The 24,935-nt window shown below is 42.1% G+C and carries 23 protein-coding genes; 18 read left to right on the top strand and 5 right to left on the bottom strand.

Annotated elements, in window-relative coordinates; translation table 11 throughout:
* Positions 1-477 carry a divergent PAP2 family protein gene (locus CKW02_RS15880; RefSeq protein ID WP_003212726.1) on the bottom strand — a complete coding sequence of 159 codons (477 nt, stop codon included), beginning with the start codon at positions 475-477 and terminating at the stop codon, positions 1-3.
* Positions 478-802: 325 nt separating this feature from the next.
* Here CKW02_RS15880 and CKW02_RS15875 point away from each other — a divergent pair, with 325 nt between their 5' ends.
* The 3 genes from CKW02_RS15875 to CKW02_RS15865 all read left to right on the top strand — a co-directional run bounded on the left by CKW02_RS15875 (position 803) and on the right by CKW02_RS15865 (position 4,699).
* A complete protein-coding gene (locus tag CKW02_RS15875) occupies positions 803-2,293 on the top strand; it encodes a leucyl aminopeptidase (RefSeq protein WP_003213038.1) in 1,491 nt (496 codons plus the stop codon).
* 141 nt (positions 2,294-2,434) lie between these two features.
* Positions 2,435-3,763, top strand: coding sequence for a Na+/H+ antiporter family protein (locus CKW02_RS15870; protein WP_003212911.1), 1,329 nt, complete (start codon positions 2,435-2,437; stop codon positions 3,761-3,763).
* 159 nt (positions 3,764-3,922) lie between these two features.
* Positions 3,923-4,699, top strand: a complete 777-nt coding sequence (locus CKW02_RS15865; RefSeq protein ID WP_003212856.1) for a sporulation protein — start codon at positions 3,923-3,925, stop codon at positions 4,697-4,699.
* A gap of 70 nt (positions 4,700-4,769) precedes the next feature.
* On the opposite strand, the gene CKW02_RS15860 is transcribed toward CKW02_RS15865, so the two are convergent.
* The 3 genes from CKW02_RS15860 to CKW02_RS15850 all read right to left on the bottom strand — a co-directional run bounded on the left by CKW02_RS15860 (position 4,770) and on the right by CKW02_RS15850 (position 7,958).
* Positions 4,770-5,366, bottom strand: coding sequence for a biotin transporter BioY (locus tag CKW02_RS15860; RefSeq protein WP_003212636.1), 597 nt, complete (start codon positions 5,364-5,366; stop codon positions 4,770-4,772).
* Positions 5,367-5,481: 115 nt separating this feature from the next.
* Positions 5,482-6,618, bottom strand: a complete 1,137-nt coding sequence (ald, locus tag CKW02_RS15855; RefSeq protein WP_003213662.1) for an alanine dehydrogenase — start codon at positions 6,616-6,618, stop codon at positions 5,482-5,484.
* Between the two features lie 110 nt (positions 6,619-6,728).
* On the bottom strand, positions 6,729-7,958 hold the full coding sequence (locus CKW02_RS15850; protein ID WP_003212688.1) for a sporulation transcriptional activator AdeR: 1,230 nt from the start codon (positions 7,956-7,958) through the stop codon (positions 6,729-6,731).
* 404 nt (positions 7,959-8,362) lie between these two features.
* Here CKW02_RS15850 and CKW02_RS15845 point away from each other — a divergent pair, with 404 nt between their 5' ends.
* The 8 genes from CKW02_RS15845 (at position 8,363) to CKW02_RS15810 (ending at position 19,737) form a co-directional block, all read left to right on the top strand.
* Positions 8,363-8,656: a WXG100 family type VII secretion target gene (locus CKW02_RS15845; protein ID WP_003213769.1), complete on the top strand. Its 294-nt coding sequence runs from the start codon at positions 8,363-8,365 to the stop codon at positions 8,654-8,656.
* A 95-nt stretch (positions 8,657-8,751) separates the two neighbouring features.
* Positions 8,752-8,991, top strand: a complete 240-nt coding sequence (gene yukD / locus CKW02_RS15840) for an ESX secretion system protein YukD (RefSeq protein WP_003213579.1) — start codon at positions 8,752-8,754, stop codon at positions 8,989-8,991.
* Between the two features lie 14 nt (positions 8,992-9,005).
* A complete protein-coding gene (essB, locus tag CKW02_RS15835; RefSeq protein ID WP_003213460.1) occupies positions 9,006-10,319 on the top strand; it encodes a type VII secretion protein EssB in 1,314 nt (437 codons plus the stop codon).
* Positions 10,320-10,370: 51 nt separating this feature from the next.
* On the top strand, positions 10,371-14,846 hold the full coding sequence (essC, locus tag CKW02_RS15830; RefSeq protein WP_003213214.1) for a type VII secretion protein EssC: 4,476 nt from the start codon (positions 10,371-10,373) through the stop codon (positions 14,844-14,846).
* A complete protein-coding gene (esaA, locus tag CKW02_RS15825; RefSeq protein ID WP_003213435.1) occupies positions 14,843-17,740 on the top strand; it encodes a type VII secretion protein EsaA in 2,898 nt (965 codons plus the stop codon). Before essC ends, esaA begins: the two co-directional genes overlap by 4 nt.
* Positions 17,730-18,215 carry a type VII secretion protein EssA gene (gene essA / locus CKW02_RS15820; RefSeq protein ID WP_034620111.1) on the top strand — a complete coding sequence of 162 codons (486 nt, stop codon included), beginning with the start codon at positions 17,730-17,732 and terminating at the stop codon, positions 18,213-18,215. Before esaA ends, essA begins: the two co-directional genes overlap by 11 nt.
* Before the next feature lie 99 nt (positions 18,216-18,314).
* Positions 18,315-19,058 (top strand): (S)-benzoin forming benzil reductase, encoded by a 744-nt coding sequence (locus tag CKW02_RS15815; RefSeq protein ID WP_034620110.1) that lies wholly within the window; start codon positions 18,315-18,317, stop codon positions 19,056-19,058.
* Positions 19,059-19,203: 145 nt separating this feature from the next.
* Positions 19,204-19,737, top strand: a complete 534-nt coding sequence (locus tag CKW02_RS15810) for an HD domain-containing protein (protein WP_003212819.1) — start codon at positions 19,204-19,206, stop codon at positions 19,735-19,737.
* Here the strand turns inward: CKW02_RS15810 and CKW02_RS15805 are convergent.
* Positions 19,734-21,218: an esterase/lipase family protein gene (locus tag CKW02_RS15805; RefSeq protein ID WP_095117874.1), complete on the bottom strand. Its 1,485-nt coding sequence runs from the start codon at positions 21,216-21,218 to the stop codon at positions 19,734-19,736. The two genes, CKW02_RS15810 and CKW02_RS15805, sit on opposite strands and share 4 nt — an antisense overlap.
* 182 nt (positions 21,219-21,400) lie before the next feature.
* Between CKW02_RS15805 and CKW02_RS15800 the strand changes: the two genes are divergently transcribed.
* The 7 genes from CKW02_RS15800 to CKW02_RS15770 all read left to right on the top strand — a co-directional run bounded on the left by CKW02_RS15800 (position 21,401) and on the right by CKW02_RS15770 (position 24,931).
* Positions 21,401-21,637: a YuzF family protein gene (locus CKW02_RS15800; protein ID WP_003213721.1), complete on the top strand. Its 237-nt coding sequence runs from the start codon at positions 21,401-21,403 to the stop codon at positions 21,635-21,637.
* A 185-nt stretch (positions 21,638-21,822) separates the two neighbouring features.
* Positions 21,823-22,926, top strand: coding sequence for an AI-2E family transporter (locus CKW02_RS15795; protein ID WP_003213254.1), 1,104 nt, complete (start codon positions 21,823-21,825; stop codon positions 22,924-22,926).
* 71 nt (positions 22,927-22,997) lie between these two features.
* Entirely contained in the window at positions 22,998-23,219 is a 222-nt protein-coding gene (locus tag CKW02_RS15790; protein WP_003213446.1) for a spore germination protein, read from the top strand.
* A 98-nt stretch (positions 23,220-23,317) separates the two neighbouring features.
* Positions 23,318-23,539 carry a spore germination protein gene (locus tag CKW02_RS15785; protein ID WP_003212906.1) on the top strand — a complete coding sequence of 74 codons (222 nt, stop codon included), beginning with the start codon at positions 23,318-23,320 and terminating at the stop codon, positions 23,537-23,539.
* 96 nt (positions 23,540-23,635) lie between these two features.
* Complete coding sequence (locus tag CKW02_RS15780) at positions 23,636-23,884, top strand: YueH family protein (protein WP_034620109.1); 249 nt, start codon at positions 23,636-23,638, stop codon at positions 23,882-23,884.
* A gap of 27 nt (positions 23,885-23,911) precedes the next feature.
* A complete protein-coding gene (locus CKW02_RS15775) occupies positions 23,912-24,319 on the top strand; it encodes a YueI family protein (protein WP_003212896.1) in 408 nt (135 codons plus the stop codon).
* A 60-nt stretch (positions 24,320-24,379) separates the two neighbouring features.
* Entirely contained in the window at positions 24,380-24,931 is a 552-nt protein-coding gene (locus tag CKW02_RS15770; RefSeq protein ID WP_003213138.1) for a cysteine hydrolase family protein, read from the top strand.
* The last annotated feature ends 4 nt before the right edge of the window (positions 24,932-24,935 follow it).

Genomic DNA, 24,935 nt, shown 5'->3' with positions numbered 1-24,935 from the left:
CTACATGAAGTAATAATCTAAGATAAGTGTCAGCAAGATCCCTGTTAAGCCGCCAAAGAAGACTTCAATCGGCTTATGACCAAGAAGCTCTTTCAATTTCTTTTGCTTTTCTTTTTCTTCCGCACTCGGGAAATTCTTTGCTTCAGAAACAAATCGGTTAAAATCTGTTACCAGCTTGTTCAGTACAGTTGCCTGTTCTCCTGCCTGTCTGCGCACACCTGTCGCATCAAACATGGTAATAATCGCAAAGATGGCGGAAATCGCAAAGATTGATGTATTTAGCCCGTGCTCTAAAGCCACTGCTGTTGAGAGTGCTGTTACGGCTGCGGAGTGTGAACTTGGCATTCCGCCTGTGCTTGTAATGAGCGACCAATCTAGTCGTCTAGAAATGATAAATTGAATCGGTACTTTTACAAATTGAGCAAAAAAGATGGCTGCAAGGCTGGCAAGCAGCGGAAAATTCGTCAGTACGCTCATGAACAAGAAACATCCTCTCTGTAAGAAAAAATATCGTGCAAAATGGTGGACTGTGTACCCTAGTATGATGAAAAAATGATAGCAGATTCAAATGCTGCCAAGTCCATGTTCAATTATAACATTAAAGAAAGTAGATGTGGAACGAGGAGACGCGGACGGGCTGTACAAGTTTTCATCGCTTTTTCATGATGCCCTTCCGCGTGTGAAAATATAAATGTTCATCAAGTAAAGACAGACTGGCAATGATCGTATAGACCCGCAAATTTTGATATAATAGAAGTTCCAATGTGAAAAATGGAGTTCATTGAAGGAGCGTGTGATAAATATGTTTTTCTCGACAAATGAATGGCAACATAAAGATACACTGGCGATCGGACTTTTTCAAAAGAGCCAATTATCAGGAAAAGCAAAGGAAATGGATGAATTACTTGAAGGACGAATCACTGAATTATTAAAAGAAGGCGATATTTCATCTAAACGAAATCAGCTTTCGAAGTTTTTCCCATCCCCTGAAACAGGCATCAAACGCATTTATTTTGTCGGGCTTGGGAAGGAATCAGATTACACGTTTGAAGAGGCAAAAGAAGGATTTGCCCATTTATTTAAAAAGCTTCATCAAGATAAAAAGCAAGCGGTTTCGGTCTTTCTGGACACGTTTATTGGAAAGGATCTGCCTGCCCAAGATGCAGCCCATGCCCTTTCTGAAAGCTGCCTTTTAGCTACATATGAATTACAAGATTTTAAACATAAAACAAATGAGCCGGATCGCTTCATCGAATTTGTTTATGCAATGACGGATCATGATACGACTGAAATTCAGGCAAGTCTGAAAGTGGGCGAGGTCTACGGACAGTCCGTCAATTCGGCTCGTACCCTTGTGAATATGCCGCCGAACATGCTCACATCCTCTGATCTGGCTTCGTACGCGGCAGAGCTTGCGTATAAATACGAATTTGAGATTGAAATTTTAGATAAAGAACAAATGGAAGAGCTCGGGATGGGCGGGATTCTAGCTGTCAATAGAGGCTCAACAGAACCACCAAAGCTCATCGTTCTGAAATATCAAGGCAAGGAAGAATGGACGGACGTGATTGGGCTTGTCGGTAAAGGCATCACATATGATACTGGTGGCTATTCGTTAAAGCCAAGAGCCAGTATGGTTGGGATGAAAACGGATATGGGCGGCTCAGCCTCTGTTTTAGGTGCTATGGAAATCATCGGTGAACTGCGCCCAGAACAAAATGTCATTGCTGTCATTGCCTCGACAGACAATATGATCTCGGCTGACGCTATGAAGCCGGATGACGTCATTGTGTCGCTTAGCGGTAAAACAATCGAAGTGCTGAATACGGATGCAGAAGGCCGTCTTGTTTTAGCAGATGGGGTGACATATGCGAAGCAGCACGGTGCCTCTGTTCTTGTAGACGTGGCGACATTAACAGGCGGAGTCATTGTGGCACTTGGAAATGAGACAACAGGCGTCATGACAAATAACGATGAACTGTATGCCCAGTTTAAAGAGGCATCAGAAGAATGCGGTGAAATGATTTGGCAGCTGCCAATCACTGAAAAAGATAAAAAGCGCGTACGAAACAGCAAAATGGCAGATCTCAATAACTCACCAGGACGTGATGGACATGCGATCATGGCAGGAGCTTTCATCGGTGAATTTGCTGAGGATACGCCTTGGGTTCACTTGGATATTGCAGGAACAGCCACAACAGAAAAGCCTTCATGCTTTGGGCCAACAGGGGCGACAGGTGTGATGGTACGGTCATTGGCCACATTTGTGGAACGATTTGAAGGAAAGAAATAAAGGATGAGGCTCTGCCAAATGGCAGGGCCTTTTTTATGTAGGTCAAACGCCATTTGACGTAGTATTTTTTCTATGGTAACATACGTTGGTACTTTAATTATCTACTACATTAGTAAACTAAAGGATTTCGGGGGTTTCACCATGAATGCAGTTGTTTTAGCGGTTGTTTTAATGTTGATATTAAGCTTGCTGCGGGTCAATGTCGTGATTGCGCTGGCACTCGGTGCTTTAGCTGGCGGACTTGCAGGTGGATTAGGCCTGGGAGGAACAGTGGAAGCCTTTACTGACGGGCTCGGAGGAAATGCGACAGTGGCGATTAGTTATGCGCTTTTAGGGGCATTTGCTGCGGCGCTGACAAAAACGGGTCTTCCAGATGCCATGGTTGAAGGAGCAGTGAAGCTTTTAGGAAAAGAAGGCGACTCAAGAAGAAAAACATTATCAAAAGTACTGATCATTCTTGTGATTTTGATCGTATCTTGTTTTTCACAAAACGTCGTTCCTGTTCACATTGCCTTTATTCCGGTCTTAATTCCGCCATTATTAAAAGTGTTTAACGAGCTTCAAATTGACCGTAGACTGCTAGCGTGTGTCATGACCTTCGGACTCACTGCACCATATATTTTACTTCCAGTCGGTTTTGGACAGATTTTCCACGGAATGCTCCGTGACAATATGAAGGATGCAGGTCTAGCTGTGAATTTAGCAGATATTCCATATGCCATGCTGATCCCTGTTGGTGGGATGGTACTAGGATTGATCGTCTCTCTATTCATGTATCGTAAGCCAAAAGTATATGAGGATCGCGATATTACAGATGTAGAGAAATCAGCCTATACGACAAAAAGTCTATTCTTTGCCGGTCTTGCCATTCTCGTGTCATTGATTGTCCAGCTCTATCTGTCTCAAAGCCTTGGCGTGGAAGGGATGATCTTCGGTGCACTTGCAGGACTGCTTGTCTTGTTTGTGACCGGAATGATGAAACGTGATGAAGCAGATCAACTGATTACATCAGGAATGAACATGATGGCATTTATCGGTTTTGTCATGCTTGTTGCGGCTGGATTTGCCAACGTTTTAACCAAAACAGGAGACATTGAAACGCTTGTTAAAGCATCTTCACAATTTATCGGCAACAGCCAAAGTCTCGCGGCCATTTTAATGCTGCTTGTGGGTCTGCTTGTGACAATGGGGATCGGATCATCATTTGCCACGATTCCAATTATTACGACCATCTTTGTTCCACTTTGTTTACACCTTGGATTTAGTCCAATGGCGACCATTGCCATTATTGGTTCAGCTGCGGCTGTTGGTGATGCAGGTTCACCTGCAAGTGACAGTACGCTTGGACCGACATCTGGATTGAACATGGATGGACAGCATCACCACATTTGGGGTACATGTGTCCCGACTTTTATCTATTATAATATCCCGCTTGTTCTATTCGGCTGGCTTGCAGCGATTATCCTGTAAGATGAAAAGCTTGTAGAGAAAACGATGATGTTTTTTCTATAAGCTTTTTTGTTGTTCACAAGCGAAAAAATAATTAGGACTAAAGTATGAATTAAATGAATCTTTCTTCCTCTATCTTACGTATATATGCTGATAAAAACGAAAAGGGGAAGATGAGAGATGTCATTTTTTAAAAAGCTAGCGGCAAGTGCAGGGATTGGTGCGGCAAAGGTAGATACCATTTTGGAGAAAAACACTTATTATCCTGGACAAGAGGTAAGGGGAACTGTCCATGCAAAAGGCGGGAAAATCTCTCAGGACATCCGCTATATCAATGTCAAGATTGAAACACAGTATGTGATTGTGAAAGATGATGAAGAGCGTAGAAAATATGCGAACATCTATACTTTACGGGTGACGGATTCTTTTACCATCCAGCCTGGCGAAAAGCATGAATTTCCGTTCTCATTTATTCTTCCTATTGATACCCCGATGACGATCGGAAAAGTAGAAATTGCCGTAGAGACGGACCTTGATATCCAAGGCGGAATTGATAAATCGGACTATGATCGCATTTTCGTTGAAGCACATCCTTGGGTGAAAAATGTGCTAGAAGCCACTAGAAATCTTGGCTTCCACTTGAACGAAGCAGACTGTGAACAAGCACCTTACTTCCAGCGTCGTCTTCCATTTGTTCAAGAATTTGAGTTTATTCCGACATCAGATGACTATCGTTATATGCTTGATGAATTAGAGCTAATTTTTTTGATAGATGAAGGTGGATTAGACATTGTTTTCGAAGTCGACCGCAGAGCAAGAGGACTCAGAGGGTGGCTTGAGGAGATGTATCATGATGGAGAACAGCTTGTGCGCTACCGCTTCAGTCCATCAGATCTTGAAGATGTAGAAGTGCTTGAAGGGATGCTAGAAGGAATCATCGACCAATACGCTGAATAAATGATGAAAAAAGAGCCTAAATGAAGATAGGCTCTTTTCTCTATGTTCAACTTGTAGATGATGTCTGCACTTATGATGCGGCTTGTTGTTTTCGAAAGGACGTGGCTTTTGAAACAGAGCGATAAATTTTAGGTGCCAGCATCGCAAGTAATATCGTCAATGCGTAATCTTTCACCATAAACCAGATCATAAAGAACCACGTGGTTTGATAAGAAATCGGGGCATTCAGCCACACATTTAATGCGAGGTACGTATAAGTCGTTCCGATCACATACATGACGGTCGTACCTGCAATAGCTGCAAGTAAAAAGCGGCCAAATCCAGGATTTTTTCTTTTTTCTAAAATGAATCCAGCTAGCCAGGCAGCAGGAATATACGATAAGACAAAACCACCGCTTTTGCCTAAAATCACCCCAAAGCCTGCTGAAAACTGTGCGAATACAGGTGCGCCAGCAATTCCGACCAAGGCATATACAATCATCGCTAAAGCACCAAGCCGTCTGCCGAGCAAAAGACCAGCAAGTACACAAAAAAATGGCTGCATCGTAAGTGGAATTCCGCCGACTTGTAAAAACGGCACAATGGATGTGATATTGGCTCCAATCGCCATGAGTGCAGCAAACATTCCGACTAGCACAAAATCAGCGGTTCTTGTTTTCTGTTGCATGATGTTTCCCCCTGTCTTATCTGTACAAATAGATTAAGGGGATGAAGGTTATTTGTCAACCTGTTTTTAATATTGGTTAACAATAAAACCCGCCCATCAAAAGGGCGGGTCTGTATTAAGCTTCTGTCATAGAGGACGCATCGATCGCTTGATGAACAGGTACATAATCATAGCCGAGATCACGAGCGACGGCTTCATATGTGATATGTCCGTTCATGACATTGACACCTTCTGCGATGGCTTTGTTTTCTTGAATGGCTTTTGCAGCGCCTTTATTAGCAATTTGCAGTGCGTAGGGAACGGTGACATTCGTTAAAGCAACAGTCGATGTCCGTGGAACGGCTCCAGGCATATTGGCGACAGCATAATGTAAAATACCGTGTTTTTCATAAGTAGGTTGATCATGTGTTGTGATATGATCTATGGTTTCGACAATGCCGCCTTGGTCAATGGCTACGTCTACGATGACGGAACCGGGCTTCATTTGCTTCACCATTTCTTCCGTCACAAGCGTCGGCGCTTTGGCACCTGGGATCAGCACCGCACAAATGAGAAGGTCTGCCTCGCTGACTGAATCGGCGATGTTGACAGGGTTAGACATTAACGTTTTCATTTGATGACCAAATTGATCGTCCAGCTGACGTAAGCGTTCTGCGTTTACGTCAATCAGAGTGACATCTGCGCCAAGTCCAATCGCCATTTTCGCTGCGTTTGTTCCAACAACACCGCCGCCTATAATCGTGACCTTCCCTCTTGATACCCCTGGTACGCCTGCGAGCAAGATGCCTTTACCGCCTTTTGGCTTTTCTAAAAATTGTGCACCGATTTGGGCGGCCATTCTGCCTGCCACCTCAGACATAGGTGTTAAGAGAGGGAGTGATTTTCCGTCCGTTACTGTTTCATAAGCAATAGCTGTAACGCCTTTTTGTTTTAACGCTTCAGCCAAGGAGGGCTCTGCGGCAAGATGCAGGTACGTAAATAAGATGAGTCCTTCTCTGAAATATGAATATTCCTCAGGTAATGGTTCTTTTACCTTCATGATCATATCAGAAGATGCCCACACATCTTTCGCTTGATCAAGAATTTCTGCACCAACAGATACATAATCGTCATCAGTGAATCCGCTTCCAAAACCAGCGTTTGTTTCAATCAAAATCTGATGTCCAGCTGAAAGTAATTGAGAAGCTGCTCCTGGTGTTAATGCCACTCGGTTTTCATTGTTCTTAATCTCTTTCGGAATGCCGATGATCATGTTTATTCCTCCCATGCTTATCTATTCATATTGTATGTCTAGTGTATCCTGAATGTTTAAAAAATGCTTCGGTTGAAATAAAAAATAAAAAAACGCCTCTTTGTGAAATTTCACAAATGGACGTTTTTTAGCTTCATATCAAGGTATATGGTCATTTTCTCATTCATGTTTTTTAAATCGATTTCTGCAATGTCCGTAATGCGTTTTAATCTGTAATTCAATGTATTGATGTGGATGTTTAATTGCTTTGCGGCAATATTGGCATTGCTGTCACAGTCAATAAACCGTTCAAGGGTTTCGACTAGGTTGGAATGATGCCTCAGGTCGTAATCTTCCAGCTTTGATAAAGAGTAACTGGAGTAAGATGAGCCCCTTCGTTTTTCAGCGAGGACATCTAAATATTGATAAATACCAAGCTCAGAAAAACTGTGTAAACGTTCGGTTTCAACAGGGAAGCGCTCTTTTGTTTTTAATACAGCCAGTGCTTCTTTATAGGATGGCTGAATATGAGAGATGTTATCGTAAATTCCACCAATCGCTGCTTGAACGTGATGGATATGATAACGATCAGACAGCTGCTGCAGCATGCCGCTTGTGAATTGTTTAATATCCTGCAGTGGGTGCTCTGTTTTTGGTGAGACAAGAATAATGAATTCGTGAAAATCAACAGTCGTTAACAGCACTTGGACTTGCTGTGTTGTTTCAAGCAGATAAGATAGCTTTTTTTCTGTGTCCTCTGTGAGTTCGTCACGAAGTCGGAAGATGATGATGGCATACGTGTCTGGACATCTGATGCCGAGTCTTAAAAATAGGTCGAGCATCTCATCCTTTTCATGAATATGACCTGTGAGCATCTTCCAAAAAAGCTCCTGATTGCGTTCTTCTGTTTTCGTTTTGCGAATTTGTAAGTTAAGTAATTTGTTTTTAACAGCATGTGCTGCCATCTTCAAAAGGTCTATTTCTTCTTCTGAAAAAGGCTGTGTGGATTCAATCGCCCAGATAAATCCGAGTACTTCTTTGTCCTTCCAGATTGAAATGGCAACCCTGCTAGATAAACCCACCTCTGCAATTTGAGGGACACGAAGCGGTTCGTCTGTTTTAAGGAGTGTAGGAATGATGCCGTCCTTCCAAAGCCGATTAATGACCTTTTCCGGTACACGGCGGGAGATAATGGTTGAAGTTCTGGCGGGATCAGTAAAATCATTATGTGTGCTATAAGCGAGCAATCGATGATGCGTATCTTCTATAGTAATAGGGCAATTGAGCACATCACTAATTTGGTCTGCCACATCCTCTAAACGATCAAGACTATACTTAAATGGATCTGTCTTTTTTTTCATAAAAACCCCTGCTTTTTCGAATATTTCACGTACTTACATTATGAAGAGAAAGCGGTACGTAAATCAATAACAAAATGCCATAAATTTAAAAAAGAGATCGCTATGAGAAGCGAGCGTATCATGCTGAAAGAAGGCGAAAAAGAAATAGTACAATAATAACGTAGTAATAAATCAATAGGCGGAAAGATTCAGTGAAGTGTGTCTACACTTATTAAGAATATATGACCAAAAAAATGTTAAATACTAGATAAAAAGCGAAAATACAGTAATTCTATAGACTCATTTTGTAAAATAAAAACAGATTTGTTTGACTGTGTATCATTTCTGTTTTTATAATAATAACGTCAAAAAATAAGTGGATTAGCCCATTATATGGCGGCTATGCACGGGAGGTAATGAGGAATATGTCAGGAATTATTCGCGTAACCCCAGAAGAACTAAGAGCGACCGCTAAGCAATATGGTGTTGAAAGTCAAGAAGTGTTAAACCAAGTTGATCGTCTAAATAGAATGATCTCAGATTTAAAAGGAATGTGGGAAGGTGCTTCTAGTGAAGCATTTGCTGATCAATACGAGCAGTTAAAGCCTTCATTCATCAAAATGTCTGATCTATTAACAGATGTCAGCAATCAGCTTGATCAAACGGCAAATACACTTGAAAGCACTGACCAAGACATCGCTAGCCAAATCCGCGGCTAATCAAAGGGATTTCCTTTCTAAGTGTGAAAAGCAGAAAAAGCGCCGAGTCTGTCAATGGATGCCGGCGCTCTTTCTATTTTGTGAGGTGGAAATTTGTGTATATCGATATTACCATCGACTTAAAAAATTATGATGGCAGTGTGTTTGATTTGAGACTATCAAATTATTTACATATTAAACAAGTCATCCATATCGCCTGGCAGGCAAAACAAATCTCACTTCCTAAGCGAGAAGGCGGCTGGGTGCGAGTAGTCAATAAGAAAGCTGTGTTTTCAGGCGAATATAAGCTGTCAGACTGTGGAATCACCACAGGAGACAGGCTGGAAATACTATGAAAGGACTTTTGTAAATGGCAGATAAAAAGAGTTCCTATTTAGAAGAACAATTAGAAGCAGTGATGAAAAAAGAGGGCGTAACCTACAGCTTCATTTTTCAAAGAGAGACCATTAAACTCTTAGACGGTTTAGAAGCGGCACCGATCAAAGACATCAACCCTTCATTCAAAAAAGAGATTCAATTAACTGAAGATGAGGTCATTATTTCGATTCAACCGCCTCCTGCCTATCAGGAATTTCGTTTCATCCATGCGAAGGATGAAAAAAGCAAATGGATTTTTTCATACCAGCTTGTCGATGCAGTGTGCAAACACGACGTGAAGCGGCTGCATCCTATTGTTTCTCCTGAAAACATTGTTTTTCATCAAGGCTTAGCTCCTGCATTTTTGCATTACGGCGTCAAAGAAAGCATCCCGCCATATGAAACGGATGAGCATCGTCTGTTAAAAGAGGTCAAAGCCGTCATTCTTCGAGTGGTAGACCATGAATATCAGTTTCAAGAATATGTGGCTTACAGCGAGACACTGAAATTATCTGAACTGGCAAAAGAGATCAGCGAAACGCAGTCTCTGGAAGAATTGTCTGCCCTGATTCAGCAAAAGATCGAAGCGATTGAAACGAAAGAGAAAACGCTATTGACCATTCCGAAAAAGAAATGGAAGGTCGAACGATATATCGGACTAGGTCTGCTTGTCCTATTAATCCCTGCATTGGTGTACACCATTTACACCTTCTTTTTTGCGATGCCGAAACAAGAAGCGTATGTCGAGGCAAACAAATATTATCTCAACAAACAGTACAGCCAAGTGGTGGATACGTTAGAAAAATATTCAGCCAATCAAATGCCGGTCTCTCTTCAATATGAACTGGCCATTTCGTATGTACAAACAAATCAAGGCAACCTGTTACTCGATCAGCATAAAAAAGAAATCACAGATACATACACATTACAGACTGATCCGCAATATTTCCTTTTCTGGATTCATATTGGGCAAGGCAATAGCAAGGAAGCACTTGATATTGCACGGGTACTTGGAGACGACCGGTACATATTTACGGCACTCGTCGCCTACCGCAACGACATTCAAAACGATGACAGTCTTTCTGCGGAAGAAAAACAAAAACAGCTAGATCCGATCATTAAGGAAATGGCGAAATATGAAGAAAAAGAAACAACGGAGACAAGCACCAATGACTCCTCGGGCGCAAGTCAAACAGATGAAACAGCTGAACAAAAAGAGCAGTCAAAAGCCGATCAAGAGAAAAAAGAGAAAGAATCTGAAGCGAAAAAGAAAACCTCTCAGACGAAAAAAGATGAGAAAAAATAATTCTTTCGATATAACTGACAGTTGGTGCTGTCCCATGAGGAGGTGGAGCGTTTGAGTCTTCTTTGGGTTTTTTATGAGGAGGATTATCAAACCGTCCGTTTAGACGAGCAGTTCAATCGAGAAGCTGTGATTGGACCTGAAATAGAGCATACGGTGACAATCCCTTCACTTTCGTTTGATGAAGGGGTCATCCGTTTAACTCCTGATGAACCGAATGATGGCTTTTCCATTTATCAGGGTGAAGAGAAGAAAGGCACATTACTTCCACATGAACCATATAAGCTTGGTACACTGACACTTGTTTTAATGGAAGCACATCATGATCAACACATTTATTACCTAGGAAATAGAGTCGAGCTGTCTTTTTCTCGTGAGAACAAAGATGATATCGATGTGTGGAAAGAACAAGCGCATTCCATGTTTCAAGATGCGAGCCAATTTACTTTGGAGAAAATCGAAGGAACTTGGTATGTCATGCCTCAGGACGAAACGATTTATGTGAACGGGCAAAAAATTCGCGGTCCAGAGACAATTGATGCTGGAGATGAGCTGTTCTGGAACTTTCTAACGGTGACATTGAAAGATGATGATTTATTGCAGGTGACTGCATATGAACCATTTCAAACACGTTTGGAAAAAACAAGAGCACCAAGCACAGAAACAAAACAAAAATATCCTTTATATAGACGAACACCGCGTTTAATTTATGATCTGCCAGATGACCGGGTTTCCTTTAGCTTTCCTTCGCAGGAGAGTGAAAATAGCAGCAGAGGGCTTTGGCTTGTTGTCCTCCCGCCGCTTGTGATGCTTCTTGTGATGGGAATTGTCGCTCTTGTCCAGCCGCGCGGGATCTTTATTGTCGTGTCGATGGCGATGTTTATCATGACGTTAATCACATCGTCTGTTCAATACTTTAAAGAGAAATCACAACGCAAAAGAAGGGAAGAGAAACGGCAGCGAGTCTATTCTCTTTACTTAGAAAATAAACGAAAAGAACTGCAAGAGCTCTACGACCGCCAGCAATATATTTTGACGTATCATTATCCGTCATTTGAACAAATGAAGTATTTAACGTCAGAAATTAGCGGCCGAATTTGGGAAAAAACACTGATGAGTGATGATTTCTTGCAGTTGCGTCTTGGGACGGGCGCAGTCCCGTCAAGCTATGAACTATCGATGAGCGGCGGCGATATGGCCAATCGTGATATCGATGAATTAATGGAACAAACGCAGCACATGCAACAGGTCTATCGTGAAGTAAAGGATGTACCCATCACATTCGGTCTTGCCGATGGCCCAACTGGATTGATTGGAAAGCCAGCCATTGTGAAAAAGGAGCTTCATCAGCTTGTCGGACAGCTTGCTTTCTCGCACAGCTATCATGATTTAAGATTTGTCTTTATTTTTCATGAGCAGGAGTATGAGAAGTGGGAATGGATGAAATGGCTTCCGCATTTCCAGCTGCCTCATACATACGGCAAAGGGTTTATTTACAACGAACAAACACGTGATCAGCTGTTGTCCTCCATTTATGAAATTTTACGTGAGCGTGATCTAGAAGAAGAAAAAGAGAAGAAGATCTTTACGCCTCACTTTGTGTTTATCGTGACAAATCATGAGCTCATTGCGGAACATGTGATTTTAGAATATTTAGAAGGCAGCCGAACGGACCTTGGCATCTCCATTATTTTTGCTGCTGAAACAAAGGAAAGCTTAGCTGAAAATATCTCGACGCTTGTCCGTTATATTAACGAGGAAGAAGGAGATATTCTCATTCAGCACAAGAAAGCCGTCCGAATTCCATTTCAGCTTGATACACATGAGCGCGGGGACAATGAGCTGTTTGCCAGAACGCTGAGAACATTAGATCATCAAGTTGGCATGACCAATTCGATTCCTGAAACGGTCTCCTTCCTTGATCTTTTTCATGCCAAACAGGTAGACGAGATTGGTATTCGTGAAAAGTGGCTCACATCAGAAACGGCCAAATCACTCTCTGTGCCAATCGGTTATAAAGGGAAAAATGACATTGTGGATCTGAACCTGCACGAAAAAGCACACGGTCCGCACGGCCTGTTGGCGGGAACAACAGGATCAGGGAAAAGTGAATTTTTACAGACGTACATTTTATCGCTCGCTGTACACTTTCACCCGCATGAAGTCGCTTTCCTATTGATTGACTATAAAGGAGGCGGAATGGCGCAGCCGTTCCGGAATATTCCACATTTACTTGGCACGATCACCAATATTGAAGGCAGTAAGAACTTTAGTGAAAGGGCGCTTGCCTCAATTAAAAGTGAATTGAAGAAAAGACAACGCTTGTTTGATCAATATCATGTGAATCACATCAATGATTATACGAAGCTCTATAAGGAGAAAAAAGCTGAACAGGCAATGCCTCATTTATTCTTAATCTCTGATGAGTTCGCTGAATTAAAAAGTGAAGAGCCGGACTTTATTAGAGAGCTTGTCAGTGCTGCACGTATCGGCCGAAGCCTTGGGGTTCATCTTATTTTGGCTACCCAAAAGCCAGGCGGGGTCATTGATGATCAGATTTGGAGTAACTCCCGCTTTAAGGTCGCACTAAAAGTACAAGATGCGTCAGACAGTAAGGAAATATTGAAAAATAGTGATGCGGCGTCTATTACCGTTACAGGCCGCGGCTACTTACAAGTGGGGAACAATGAAATCTATGAATTGTTCCAATCAGCTTGGAGCGGTGCGCCTTATATGGAAGATGGCTACGGATCAGAAGATGATATTGCCATTGTGACTGATACTGGACTTATTCCGTTATCAGGGGTAAGCACAGAGCCGGCTGTGAAAAAAGAGACAGTGTCGGAGATTTCTGCTGTTGTGGATGAAATTGAACGTATGCAGCAGGAGCTTGGGATTGAGAAGCTCCCAAGTCCTTGGCTTCCACCGCTCGAAGAACGGATTCCAAAATCACGTTACGCGTCGAGTGAAGAGCATGTCTTCCATTTTGCGCTTGTCGATGAGCCAGATCAGCAAAGCCAGCATCCACTTTCTTATCAAATGATGGAGGATGGGAACATTGGGATCTTTGGTTCCTCTGGCTACGGAAAATCACTTGCTGCAACAACACTACTCATGAGCTTTGCGGAGAGATATTCACCTGAAGAATGGCATGCGTATATTTATGACTTCGGAAATGGAACATTGCTTCCGTTGGCCAAGCTGCCGCACACGGCGGATTATTTCTTAATGGATCAAATGAGAAAGATTCAAAAGTCGATGACGCGTCTGCGGGAAGAGGTTGAATACCGCAAGCGTTTATTCAGGCAGCAAGAAATGAGTCATATCAAAATGTACAACGCCTTAAATGAGAAAAAGCTCCCATTCATTTTCATCGTGATCGACAACTTTGACATTGTCAAAGACGAAATGCATGAACTTGAATCTGAATTTATCCAGCTGAGCCGTGACGGACAATCATTAGGAATTTACTTCTTAATTACAGCGACTCGGGTAAACGCAGTCCGTCAATCTCTTATGAACAACTTGAAAACAAAGGTCGTTCATTACTTAATGGATCAAGGAGAGGCGTACTCGATTATTGGCAGACCGAAATTTAGCTTAGAGCCGATTCCAGGACGAGTTATTATCAACAAAGAAGAGCTTTACTTTGCACAAATGTTCCTACCAGTTGAAGGAGATAACGACCTCGAGCTGTTTGAGCATTTGAAACAAGAGATCCAGCTTCTTCATGATCGCTTTGCATCAGCTGAAAAACCAAAACCTGTACCAATGCTTCCTGATAAACTAACCATTTGGGAGCTAGAGAGTCGCTTAGAAGAACAAAAACAGCCGTATGACATTCCAGTCGGACTAGATGAGGAATCTGTTGCTCCTGTTTACTTTGACTTGAAGAAGAATAAACACTGCCTCATCATCGGTCAAACGCAGCGAGGGAAAACAAACGTGACAAAACTGATGCTTGATCAGCTTTTAGCAGCAAAACCTGAGAAGCTAGCCGTCTTTGATTCGATTGATCGGGGTCTCTCTCATTATGCAAAAGAAGAGAACATTGATTACCTTGAAACAAAAGGTGATATCACCGAATGGGCTGAGGAAATAGACCGTTTATTCAAGGTGCGTGAAGAGATGTACGTCGAAGCTGTGCGCCGGGGAGAGACTGATCAGTTGTCGTTCTCTCAAATTGTGCTTGTGATTGATGGCATTACGCGTTTTCAGCAGACAATCGACCCGCGTCTTCAAGATCAATTGGCTGATTTCATGAAGTCATATGCACACCTAGGCTTTAGCCTGATCGCATCAGGAAATCATACCGAATTCAGTAAAGGCTATGATGCACTCACAAACGAAATCAAACAAGTTCGTCATGCCATGTTACTTATGAAAAAATCAGAGCAAAACATCATACCGCTTCCGTATGCAAGACAAGAACCAGACATTCAGCCAGGCTTTGGATATTTGGTTGAAAACGGGAAAGAGAAGAAAATCCAGGTTCCTTTATGTGCGGTAGAAAGGAAGAGTGTTCAATGACAGAGCAGCAAAAAAGCTCCATCAAAATCGTATCGACGATGATATTGATTCTTGTTCTGCCGGTTTTATTTTTCCACCTTATTGGAGATGATCCGGCAAAACAGAAAAAGAATGCCACGCGTAATATTGCTGTGGTCAATGAGGATATGGGAGCGAGCGAAAGTGAAAACACCGCTCGTTTCGGACAGGATGTCGTCGCCGCATTATCAGAGCGTCCAGATTATACATGGACAGTAGTGAACCGCAGTGCGGCGGAAAATGGACTGAAAAGCAGAAAGTATGACGCTGTCCTCTATATTCCGTCTGATTTCTCTAAAAATGTGCTGAGCTATGATAAAGATCATCCTGAAAAGGCATCCATTCAATTTTCCATTCAAGATCAGCTCAATTCAGTCAATAAAGAGAAAGTGCAAAGAGAGCTGGAAAATGCGCAAAAGAAAATGAATGAACAGATGTCGACTTTATACTGGAGCTTTGTATCACAGGAAATCGGCAATGTCAGAGAAGAGTTTGAGCATATTGTCGGCAAAGAAGTCGAATTCCAAAACACGATGTATAACTTCTATAAGCCGAACTCAAACAAACTATCAGATGCTGTTCAGCAGCAGAAGAAACAAATAGAAGAATTAAAAAATGCGATGACCGACTCGCAAAAACAATATAAAGATGGTCTGAGTACAACAGAAGAAGCAAAGAGCCAGTTAAAGGGCTTTGTGAAAGTAGTCGATCAATACCAGCAGTATCAAGACAAACAAAAGGACCTCTTGATCAAAGCGCAATCGACAAACCAAAAACAAATCCAGCAGGGGCTCAAACAGCTTGCTGATATTCAAAACCAAAATGCCCGCAGCTTTAGTGATCAAATGGGTGGACTCAAAACAGACATCAACGGCGTACAAAGTCAGCTAAACACAACGGACAGCGCCATCCAATCTGTTCAAAAGTCAAGAGAGGACGCTATTCCTAAGCAATCGACGGGATTAACTAAGCTTGTTCAGGAGTCTCAGGAAGAACTGATTAAAAAGTATGAAGAGCGTTACTTAGAAGACTATCGAAATAAGATATCAGCCTTGCAGACAAAGCTATTGGCTAAACGGCAAGAGTTGATGGATGAGCCTGAGCCGCCAGTTGATTCTGAAGATGACGGGCCATCAGATCAAGATAATGAAAACCCAGAAGAGATTGGGATTAACCTAGATGAAGAAACAAATGAGCTCTCGCAAATTTCAATAGAAATGAACGACCTTGCGGATCAATTAGGAGAACAAGAGACACCTCCTTCGACCGGAGATGGGGAAGAAGGTGAAGCGGGCGAAAATCCTGCTCAGCCAGATACCGGCAACAAGAATTCATCGCAGGATGACCTAAAAGCACTCTCAACCCGCTTAGATGAAGTGAAAAAGAAAATTCAAGAAAAAGCTTCCGCTCATAATGACGAATTGAAAGACAAAGTGAGTCAAATGAGTAAAGAGCTTGAGAAACTTACGAAAAAAGTAGAAAAGCTTGAAAAGATGTTCCTATGGTTACAAGATCGATATAATGTGATTCCAAATGAAATCAAAAATCAGGAATCCACTATTTTAAGCAAAGTAAAAGAGCTGAAGCGCAGAAACTCACCGATTGGTGAAGCTTTTAATGACAATCTTTTTGAGAAAAAGTTCGAAACAAAATCAACAAGAACTAAAAAATTAATGGAGTATTCCAATCAACTCTCTCAGCTAGAGCTGATGATCGCAAATGTCTATCAACCATCTAATAACTCTTCTTTATATGACGCAAAAGAAGAGAATATCCAGTCCATCCTCTCCATCAAAAAAGAGGAAACAGAAAACTGGGATACGCTCAAAAAACAAATGCTGACGTCAAACGATGATGTGTCTACTTTTATTGATGAGATGCAGAAGTTTTCAGATGGCTATGCAGAATACATTTCGACTCAGCAGGCAAGCATGGAACAGGAATTAAACACAATTTCTGAAAGTGCGGACAATGTTGCGGAGCAAATGGCTGATCAAGGAGATGCAGTGTATACGGCAGACCTTGCAGGCAGTTCTATTGTTGTCAGTGCGCAGGATTCAATTGGTCAGGAAGTGCTTCGACTTTCTGAAAATATGAGCTCGTTAACCGACCGCCAAAAAGGGGTGGCGGATTATACGAATAACATTGAAGAGAGTGTGACAACAGTTCAAGAAAAAGCGGATACGCTGAATGAAAACTGGAGCAAGAATGTTCATTCCACGAAGCTTGTTCAGCAAGATTTGAAAGGTATTTTAGGAAACACATTAAGTGATCAAGGCAACAGCAACTATGTGTATAATCACTTAGCCAATCCGCTGAAAATTAGCGGTGATGTACCAGAAGAAAAAACGCAGACTGTACCGCCAGTGGTCATTTTGGTCATTGTGATGATCAGTAGTTTGTTAATTGGCTTTTTCAGCTCGTATTATGCGGCAGCTCCGATGCTGGTTAAAGGTGCACTGTTTGGCATCTTAAATCTATTAGTCGGACTCATGATCAGCTTGTTCGGACTGAACATTTACAAGCTTGCAGATGATCAAGCGATTCAGTGGTCCATTTTCACGATTTTACTATTAGTGGCTTGTTCCGCCTTTATTCGCACGGCGTTCCTTTTCGGCTCTATTGCCGGATGGATGGCAGCAACGGCGCTTATTTTCTTCTTTGTCGCACCATTAATTGATTTGGTGATGCCGAATTTCCATTTCACAAATCCAGTGACAGACGTGTACCTGTCCATCCAATATGGAAATGGAGATCACTTTGGAATGGGTGTTATAGGATTAGTGATTTTAACTGTCCTCTTCATGGCCATCCCGCTTGTGACAAAGCTATGGAAAGATAAAACGGAGGAACGTGATGTGACTCATGAGGCTTAATCTGTTCGTGAAAGGGATGGCACTTGGTGTCATGTCCCTTTTTCTCCTCATTCCTGCTGCTTTCGCTGCTGGTGAAGATACGGATACAAATGTCAAGCCGAATGAATATCAAGAAAAAGAGCTCAATATTAACTCAAGTATATTGAGGGATCAAACGAAATACGAACAAAGTAAAAAGACATCAACAGTTAAAACAGACATTCATTTTGCTGAACCGCCTAAAACTCCGGGAGGGTCTCTTTCTCCGCAGCTTTTCAGTGATCTAAAAGAGAACCCGCCCAAAACATCAGCTCACATGATGGAAGAGATGAATATCTCTTTTCGTGATGCCGCTGTATCGGCACCTTCTGGAGATGATTATGAGAAGCAGTCATCCGCACTGCTTCCGATCATCTTTGGTTTCTTAATCGTCTTTGGCATCGTTGTGATGTTTATTCTAATTCCAAAGGTGAATGTGAAGGCTGAGAAGAAATAGCCTGTCTCTTTAAAAAGAGGCAGGTTTTTCTTTATGCAGATTGCTTGAAGTCGTACCGTTTCCCTACGTAAAATAGAGTTATCAAGGGAGGAGATTGTCATTCGAATTTCAATCGTTACAGGCGGATCAAAAGGATTTGGCCTAGCACTTGTGAACCGGCTGCTCTCACGCGGAGATCATGTGTACACGGCAGCAAGAAGTGCATCACCGATTTCTCATCCGAAGCTTACACATACACAGGTCGATCTGACAGATGAGCAAGCAGCAGCCAAATGGCTTCAAGATTGTCTCACGCCGCAAACACTGACAGCAGCTGATGATATCATATTCGTCAATAATGCAGGCATGGTGACACCAATCAAACGTGTGGGGCAAGGCGGACAGGATACGCTTCATCAGCATTATACGCTGAATCTTGTGATTCCTGTTTTGCTGAGCCATGTGTTTGTTAAGCAGACTCAATCATTTAATGGAAAGAAAACGATTGTTCACCTTTCTTCTGGAGCGGCGAAAAATCCATATAAAGGCTGGAGTGCGTATTGCAGCTCAAAGGCAGGACTTGATATGTTTATGAGGACTTTGCATGAGGAACAGCAGGACGAGGAATATCCAATCAACACGTTTTCATTTTCCCCAGGCACGATTGATACAGATATGCAGGGAGAGATTCGGAAATCATCAAAACAGGACTTCGAACAAATTGAACGTTTTCAGCAATTATATGAAACAGGTACTTTGAAGAGTCCAGATGAAGTCGCAAGTATTTTGCTCGATCTATTAGCGGATGATCCAGCTGGCGGCTGCGTATACGATGCACGTGACTATGGAAAAAAGCAGTCATAACGACTGCTTTTTTCCGTCTTGTACAAGCAAAACCGGCTAATTTGACATAAGCTAATCTTGAGACTCATAGAAAATATAACAGAACATTTGAGTTTCTTTTCAGAATATGTTAGGATGCTAAAAATATAGATAAGGAGGGGTTTCCATGAGAAAGGTTACATTAATGGATGTTTACACCCATCCAGTTGCTCAAAAGTATTTAAATCGTTCAGGAAAAGCCCATGCGATTGCTTGTGCTTATCACGCATTCAAGCTGGCGATGAAGGCTGGAATTAACCCAGATCTTGCTGTGAAAGCAGCACTCTTGCATGACATCGGCCATTATGAATGGTATACAGCCGGCGGAGAGTGGGATTACGAGACATATAGACGAAATGATATTCATGCCATTAAAGGTGCAGAGCGGGCACATAAACTGCTCATACGGCTCGGGGAGGAACCAAAAGCAGCCAAAGATATTGCACTTGCGATTCTGCTTCATACAGATTCCTATTTGCCAGAGGGCGACCTTCATAAGGACACACTTCAACAAATTGTGAAGAAAGCAGATGAAATGGATGAAGAGCCTGGCGGACACCACCATTACAGACAAATAGACGAATCACTCGCAATGAAAAAAATTGCCGATTTGGATCAGAAAGTGCAGCAGGCACTTCAGCCCATGAAACGCTCTGTTTAATATGGAATGTCTCCATGAATCGTTCCGTGCTGATCGACATACAATGTTCGAATAACGGTACGGTTAAACGCAGATGTCCCTGACGTAGTGAGTCCAGTGTATTGCACCGTGACGGAATAAGCACCTTCTTCTTTCAATTGAATAGCTGATGAGGTACTTGTTTTCAGTGGATGATCCTTTTGTGCGTCTTTAAAGTAATTGGTTTCCACTGATTTGCTTAACCGCTTAATCAGACCGCTTGAATGGGTCGATGCACCCCCTGATTTCGATGCAGCTTCTTTAATTTCTTCATTTAATGGTGAATCAAAGGATACAAGCAGCAGATAAGGAACCTTTTTTCCTGAATTCGATTGAATCGTCCATTTTCCGGGAACGGGTTTATTGATTTTTACATGGTGTGAATATGCGCCTTCATATGGGAAAGATGCTTCCGATGTCTTAAGGTTTGTTAAGACGTCTCCATTTGGGGCAATAATTTCGGGCTGCGTCTCCTGCCTTTCATTTAACCACTGGATCGATAAGCCATTCGTTCCTTCCTCTACATAGAACGCTTCTGTTTTATCCTTTTCACTTTCTCCACCTTTCACATAAACATCTGTATTGAGCTCAGCAGAGACGGGCTCTTGTTCCTCTTTATGTTTATTTTCAGCGCTCGAGGCATTTGTCAGCAGCTGATGCTGGAACACAGGAAACATACTTGTGCCGTTTTTGATTGAATAGTGATCCCATTTTCCTGTTAAAATATTGTTTGCATATGATAGTTTTGTGCTGTTTACCGTGACGGCACCATCATTTGTACCAAAGCTCTTTAAATACATGCCGCCTAAATACAGCGCACCGCCAAATGTACCCCATTCTGAACCAGAGTAGGTGACATATTTATTGGGAAACGCCTCAAGCTGGTCGGTTTCACTTCGAAAAGCCGCCATCAGACCGGTTTGCAAAGAATAAAGCGCGTCGCTTTTTTGTCCAAGAATTTCCGCAAGCCAGCTTCCGCCCTTGCTATACGCTAGATCCGCAAGCGGTGTCCCGTTATGAGGAGAGCCGAGAGTAATGACCTTTTCCACATAGGGATGGGCTTTGAAATACACCAGGGCGGACTGTGTATCGACCCCTCCTTTACTATGACCAATCACAATGAATTTTCTACCAAACGCATCATAGATTTCTTTGAGCTTTTCCGCTAATAGTTTGCCGTTCTTTTTCATGTCCTGATCTGGGTGCAAATCTATGAATGCGCTTTCGTATCCGTTCAAAACAGCCTGATTTGCCATATCGTTTCGATTGGACCAAGTGGAGGAGGAGTTGTTAATGCCATGAACAAAAACAAGTGGTGGTTTTGATCCGTCTTTTTGAACGGGCTCTTCGCCTTTAAACCACTTTCCTGGCGTCCCTGGTGGGTCTCCAATTGTCCCTGCATGCGCATAACATGCAGAGGATAGAAAGAGCATCACAGCAACAATACAGATGAGTTTTTTCAAGACAATTCACCTCTTCAAATGTTTTAAATGGTTGGCAGCACCAATCTATTATACTTCTAAAAAATGTAAAAACGTATCAATTGTTAAAATATGGTATTAATGTTGTGGGATTGCCCTGAGTGACATTCACATGGGTTCATGCATACGCTGTGGGTAAATACACAAGTAAAGGGGCGGGTAGTATGGCACAACAAGGAAGTCCACAGCTTGTTTCATTAGTTGATCCATATGTTTATCAAACATTGCAGAAAGTGGTCGGTATGAGATTAATTGTGCAAACAGTGAAAGATACGGTCCGTGGGAAATTGAAGGAAGTCATGCCGGATCATATTGTCATAGAAGCGGGGGCGAAATCAGTTTTTTATGTGCGGATCCAGCAAATCGTGTCGGTGATGCCTGATCACAGTGAAAGAGTGTAACAAGCAGACGCACAGGTGTCTGCTTTTTTTCATGCTTATAGAATGTATATCTAGAAAAAGTGCATGATATACCAATTGTTCTTTTTTTTTCAAAAAATGAGGTTCTAAAAACAAGAAGCAGTTGACAGATGGTGGGTTGAATAGTAGTTTTTTAATAAGATCAATACGTAACAGGAGGAGCATCTTTGTTAAAATCTAAAGTTCATTTTTGGACATTCCAAATATTACTTGTTTTACTCATTGTGTATGTATCAACAAAGGTTTCGTTTTTATTTCAGCCGATTATTTTATTTGCGTCAACACTGTTTGTTCCTATCTTGCTGGCAGGTATTCTCTTTTTCATTTTTAATCCAATTGTGCGATTCTTGTCCAAGAAGATTCCTAGGTCACTCGCCATCCTGATTATTTATCTCCTGTTCATCGGACTCATCACATTCATCGTCAATGCTGCCGGACCTGTCATTGTCACGCAGTTAGGCGGACTTGTCAAAAGCTTCCCTGGATATGTGACGGACATGCAGAAATTTATCAATGACTTTTCGCATTCTAAAACATTTACTTGGATGATGAGCCAAGATTATGTGTCTGTCTCAAAGTTTGAACAGACGGTCGTTTCGACATTAAAGGCATTACCGGAAAACATTGCTTCAAGCATGTCTGCGGTGTTTGGCGTGATTGCGAATATTGCCTTAGCCGTCATCACAGTTCCATTTATTTTATTTTATATGTTGAAAGACGGGCATAAGTTTCCGGACAAGCTCGTTCAGTTCTTACCAATGCCTTACCGCAAGGAAGGGCTCAAGATCTTCAAAGAATTAAACGACACGCTCGCAGCCTACATACAGGGGCAGATTATTGTCTGTTTGTTTGTCGGAGTCGCTTGTTTTATTGGATACTTATTAATTGGTGTGAAATATGCGCTTATTCTCGGTATTATCATTGCGGTCACAAATGTGATTCCATACCTTGGACCATATCTTGGAGCGGCACCAGCTGTGCTTATTGCCTTTCTTGATTCGCCTGGAAAAGCAGTGGTGACAGTGATTGTGATTCTTGTCGTGCAGCAAATTGACGGAAATGTCATTTCTCCATTGATCATTGGGAAACGCCTGAACACACATCCTTTGACCATTATCCTGTTATTAATTGGGGCAGGAAGCTTTGGTGGCATCCTTGGCATGATCTTTGCGGTTCCTGTCTATGCACTGCTCAAAGCCATCACCCTGAATATTGTCAGATTGGTTCAGCTGCGTCAGCGGTCTCGTAAAGAACAGCATTTAAACGTCTAAGGCAGGGCAAATGCACAACTTTTCCCTCTCTGCATAAGATGATTGACATAAGCAGATAGGGGGAGATTCTGATGCCTGCCATCGTTGGACCTATTCATATCGAGTCATTAGGAGGAAATGGTGCAGCTACTTTTGGTGATGTACTGGCCATTGCTCCTTTAGCTGTAGACCACTCGACTGGCGGGGCTGGAGCCTTTAATTCAGGTGATTATATGTCTCTTACAAGTGATCCAAATGCGACGATGCTTTGGGACTTCACATTGTTTGGCCAGCCTCAATCATTTAATGCATAGAAAGACAGCTGGTGATGACATATCAGCTGTCTTTTTTATTTGTGATACACGTATTGTTGAGCTGGGCATATGATGTAGATAGAAAAGGTGGTGGAGCAATGCCAGCGATTGTTGGACCTATTCATATAGATCGTGTGTACGGAAATGGGGCGGCACATTTCGGTGATGTTTTTGCCATTTCACCAAAAAGTGTTGATCACTCCGCCGGTGGTTCAGGTACCTATAATGCAGGGGACCACGTCCAATTTTTTAACAGTCCAAACGTCACATTTGTTTGGGATTCTAATCTTATTAGTCAGCAAAAAAGCTTCAATGCGTAGCCAGCTTTGAAAGGGAACTCCTTTTCAGAAGCTGTCTTTTTTTATGGTACAATGGATATGGATGTAAGAAGAAAAAAGAGGTGTGAACAGAGTTAAATGAAAATTAGAAAAGCACACATCACAAGCCGGCAGCCAAAGACCTACAATGTATATTTACATGAAAATAAAAAAGAATATAAAACGCTTGTTGCCGTACCTGATATTGAATGGAGTATTTCCATTGCGTACGAGGACGAAAAAGAGCAGCTGATCCATACGCTCGAGCAATCCTTAATGGAAAGAGCAGAAACAGACGAAGCTCGTGACCTTGCACTAAAGATTGTGCACTGGGTCACAGAAATGTAAATTTTAAAACCAGGAGTGAAAACAGCGATGAAAGAAGAATCCGTAGACTTTTATTTGCAGCAAGGGATATTTGGACATGCTGAAACAAAACCCAATGAACGAAGAATGTTTCTCGGTTCATTAAGAGAACGAGCGCTTCTTGCCCTGACAAAGGGACAGGTATCACGAAATAAACCGTATCAAGAGGTCGAACAAATATTAAAGGCCAACCGTCAGGCCACTGTTCTTTTAAATGGTGAGTTGTCCTATGCTTCTTATTCTCAATATGTGAAAATGGCTAATGCCGCTGGATGTTCCTTTAAAGTGGTGAATCATCATGAGGCACATTCTCCTTTTGGTCTTGTGATAGAGCTGCCGAATGCGGTCAATCAAGAGCACATCTATATAGAAGATGAGCTGTTTCAAAAGGCTTTTGCTCACGAATCTGTTGAATAGGTTTCCCTAGTGAAATGAATAAGCTATAATGAGTCAAAAGAGCATATGGGAGAGATGCGGATGGGCAAAGCATTGATTTGTATTGATTATACCGTTGATTTTGTTGCAGACGATGGAAAATTGACATGTGGAAAGCCTGGACAGGCGATTGAGCCTAAGATCACAGAGATCACTTCTTCGTTTATTGATGAAGGGCACTTTGTCGTCTTTGCAGTCGATCATCATGAGGAGCAAGACCTTTATCATCCAGAGACAAAGTTATTTCCGCCCCATAATATTCGCGGGACAAAGGGAATTGAACTTTATGGAAAACTAAGTTCACTATTTCACACGTCAAAGCATTTAAAACATGTCTACTATATGGAAAAAACAAGATACTCTGCTTTTGCAGGCACTCAATTAGAAATGAAACTGCGTGAGCGTGGCATCACTGAACTTCATTTAGCCGGCGTATGTACCGATATTTGTGTACTTCATACAGCTGTTGATGCGTACAATAAAGGCTTCGAACTTGTGATTCACGAGAATGCTGTAGCGAGTTTTAATGAAGCGGGGCACGAGTGGGCACTTTCTCACTTTGAGCAGTCGCTTGGTGCGAAAGTGGTTAAGTAAGGGA

This window comes from Bacillus pumilus, from assembly GCF_900186955.1.
Lineage (GTDB): Bacteria > Bacillota > Bacilli > Bacillales > Bacillaceae > Bacillus > Bacillus pumilus.
This window is presented reverse-complemented; position numbering and strand designations above follow the sequence as displayed.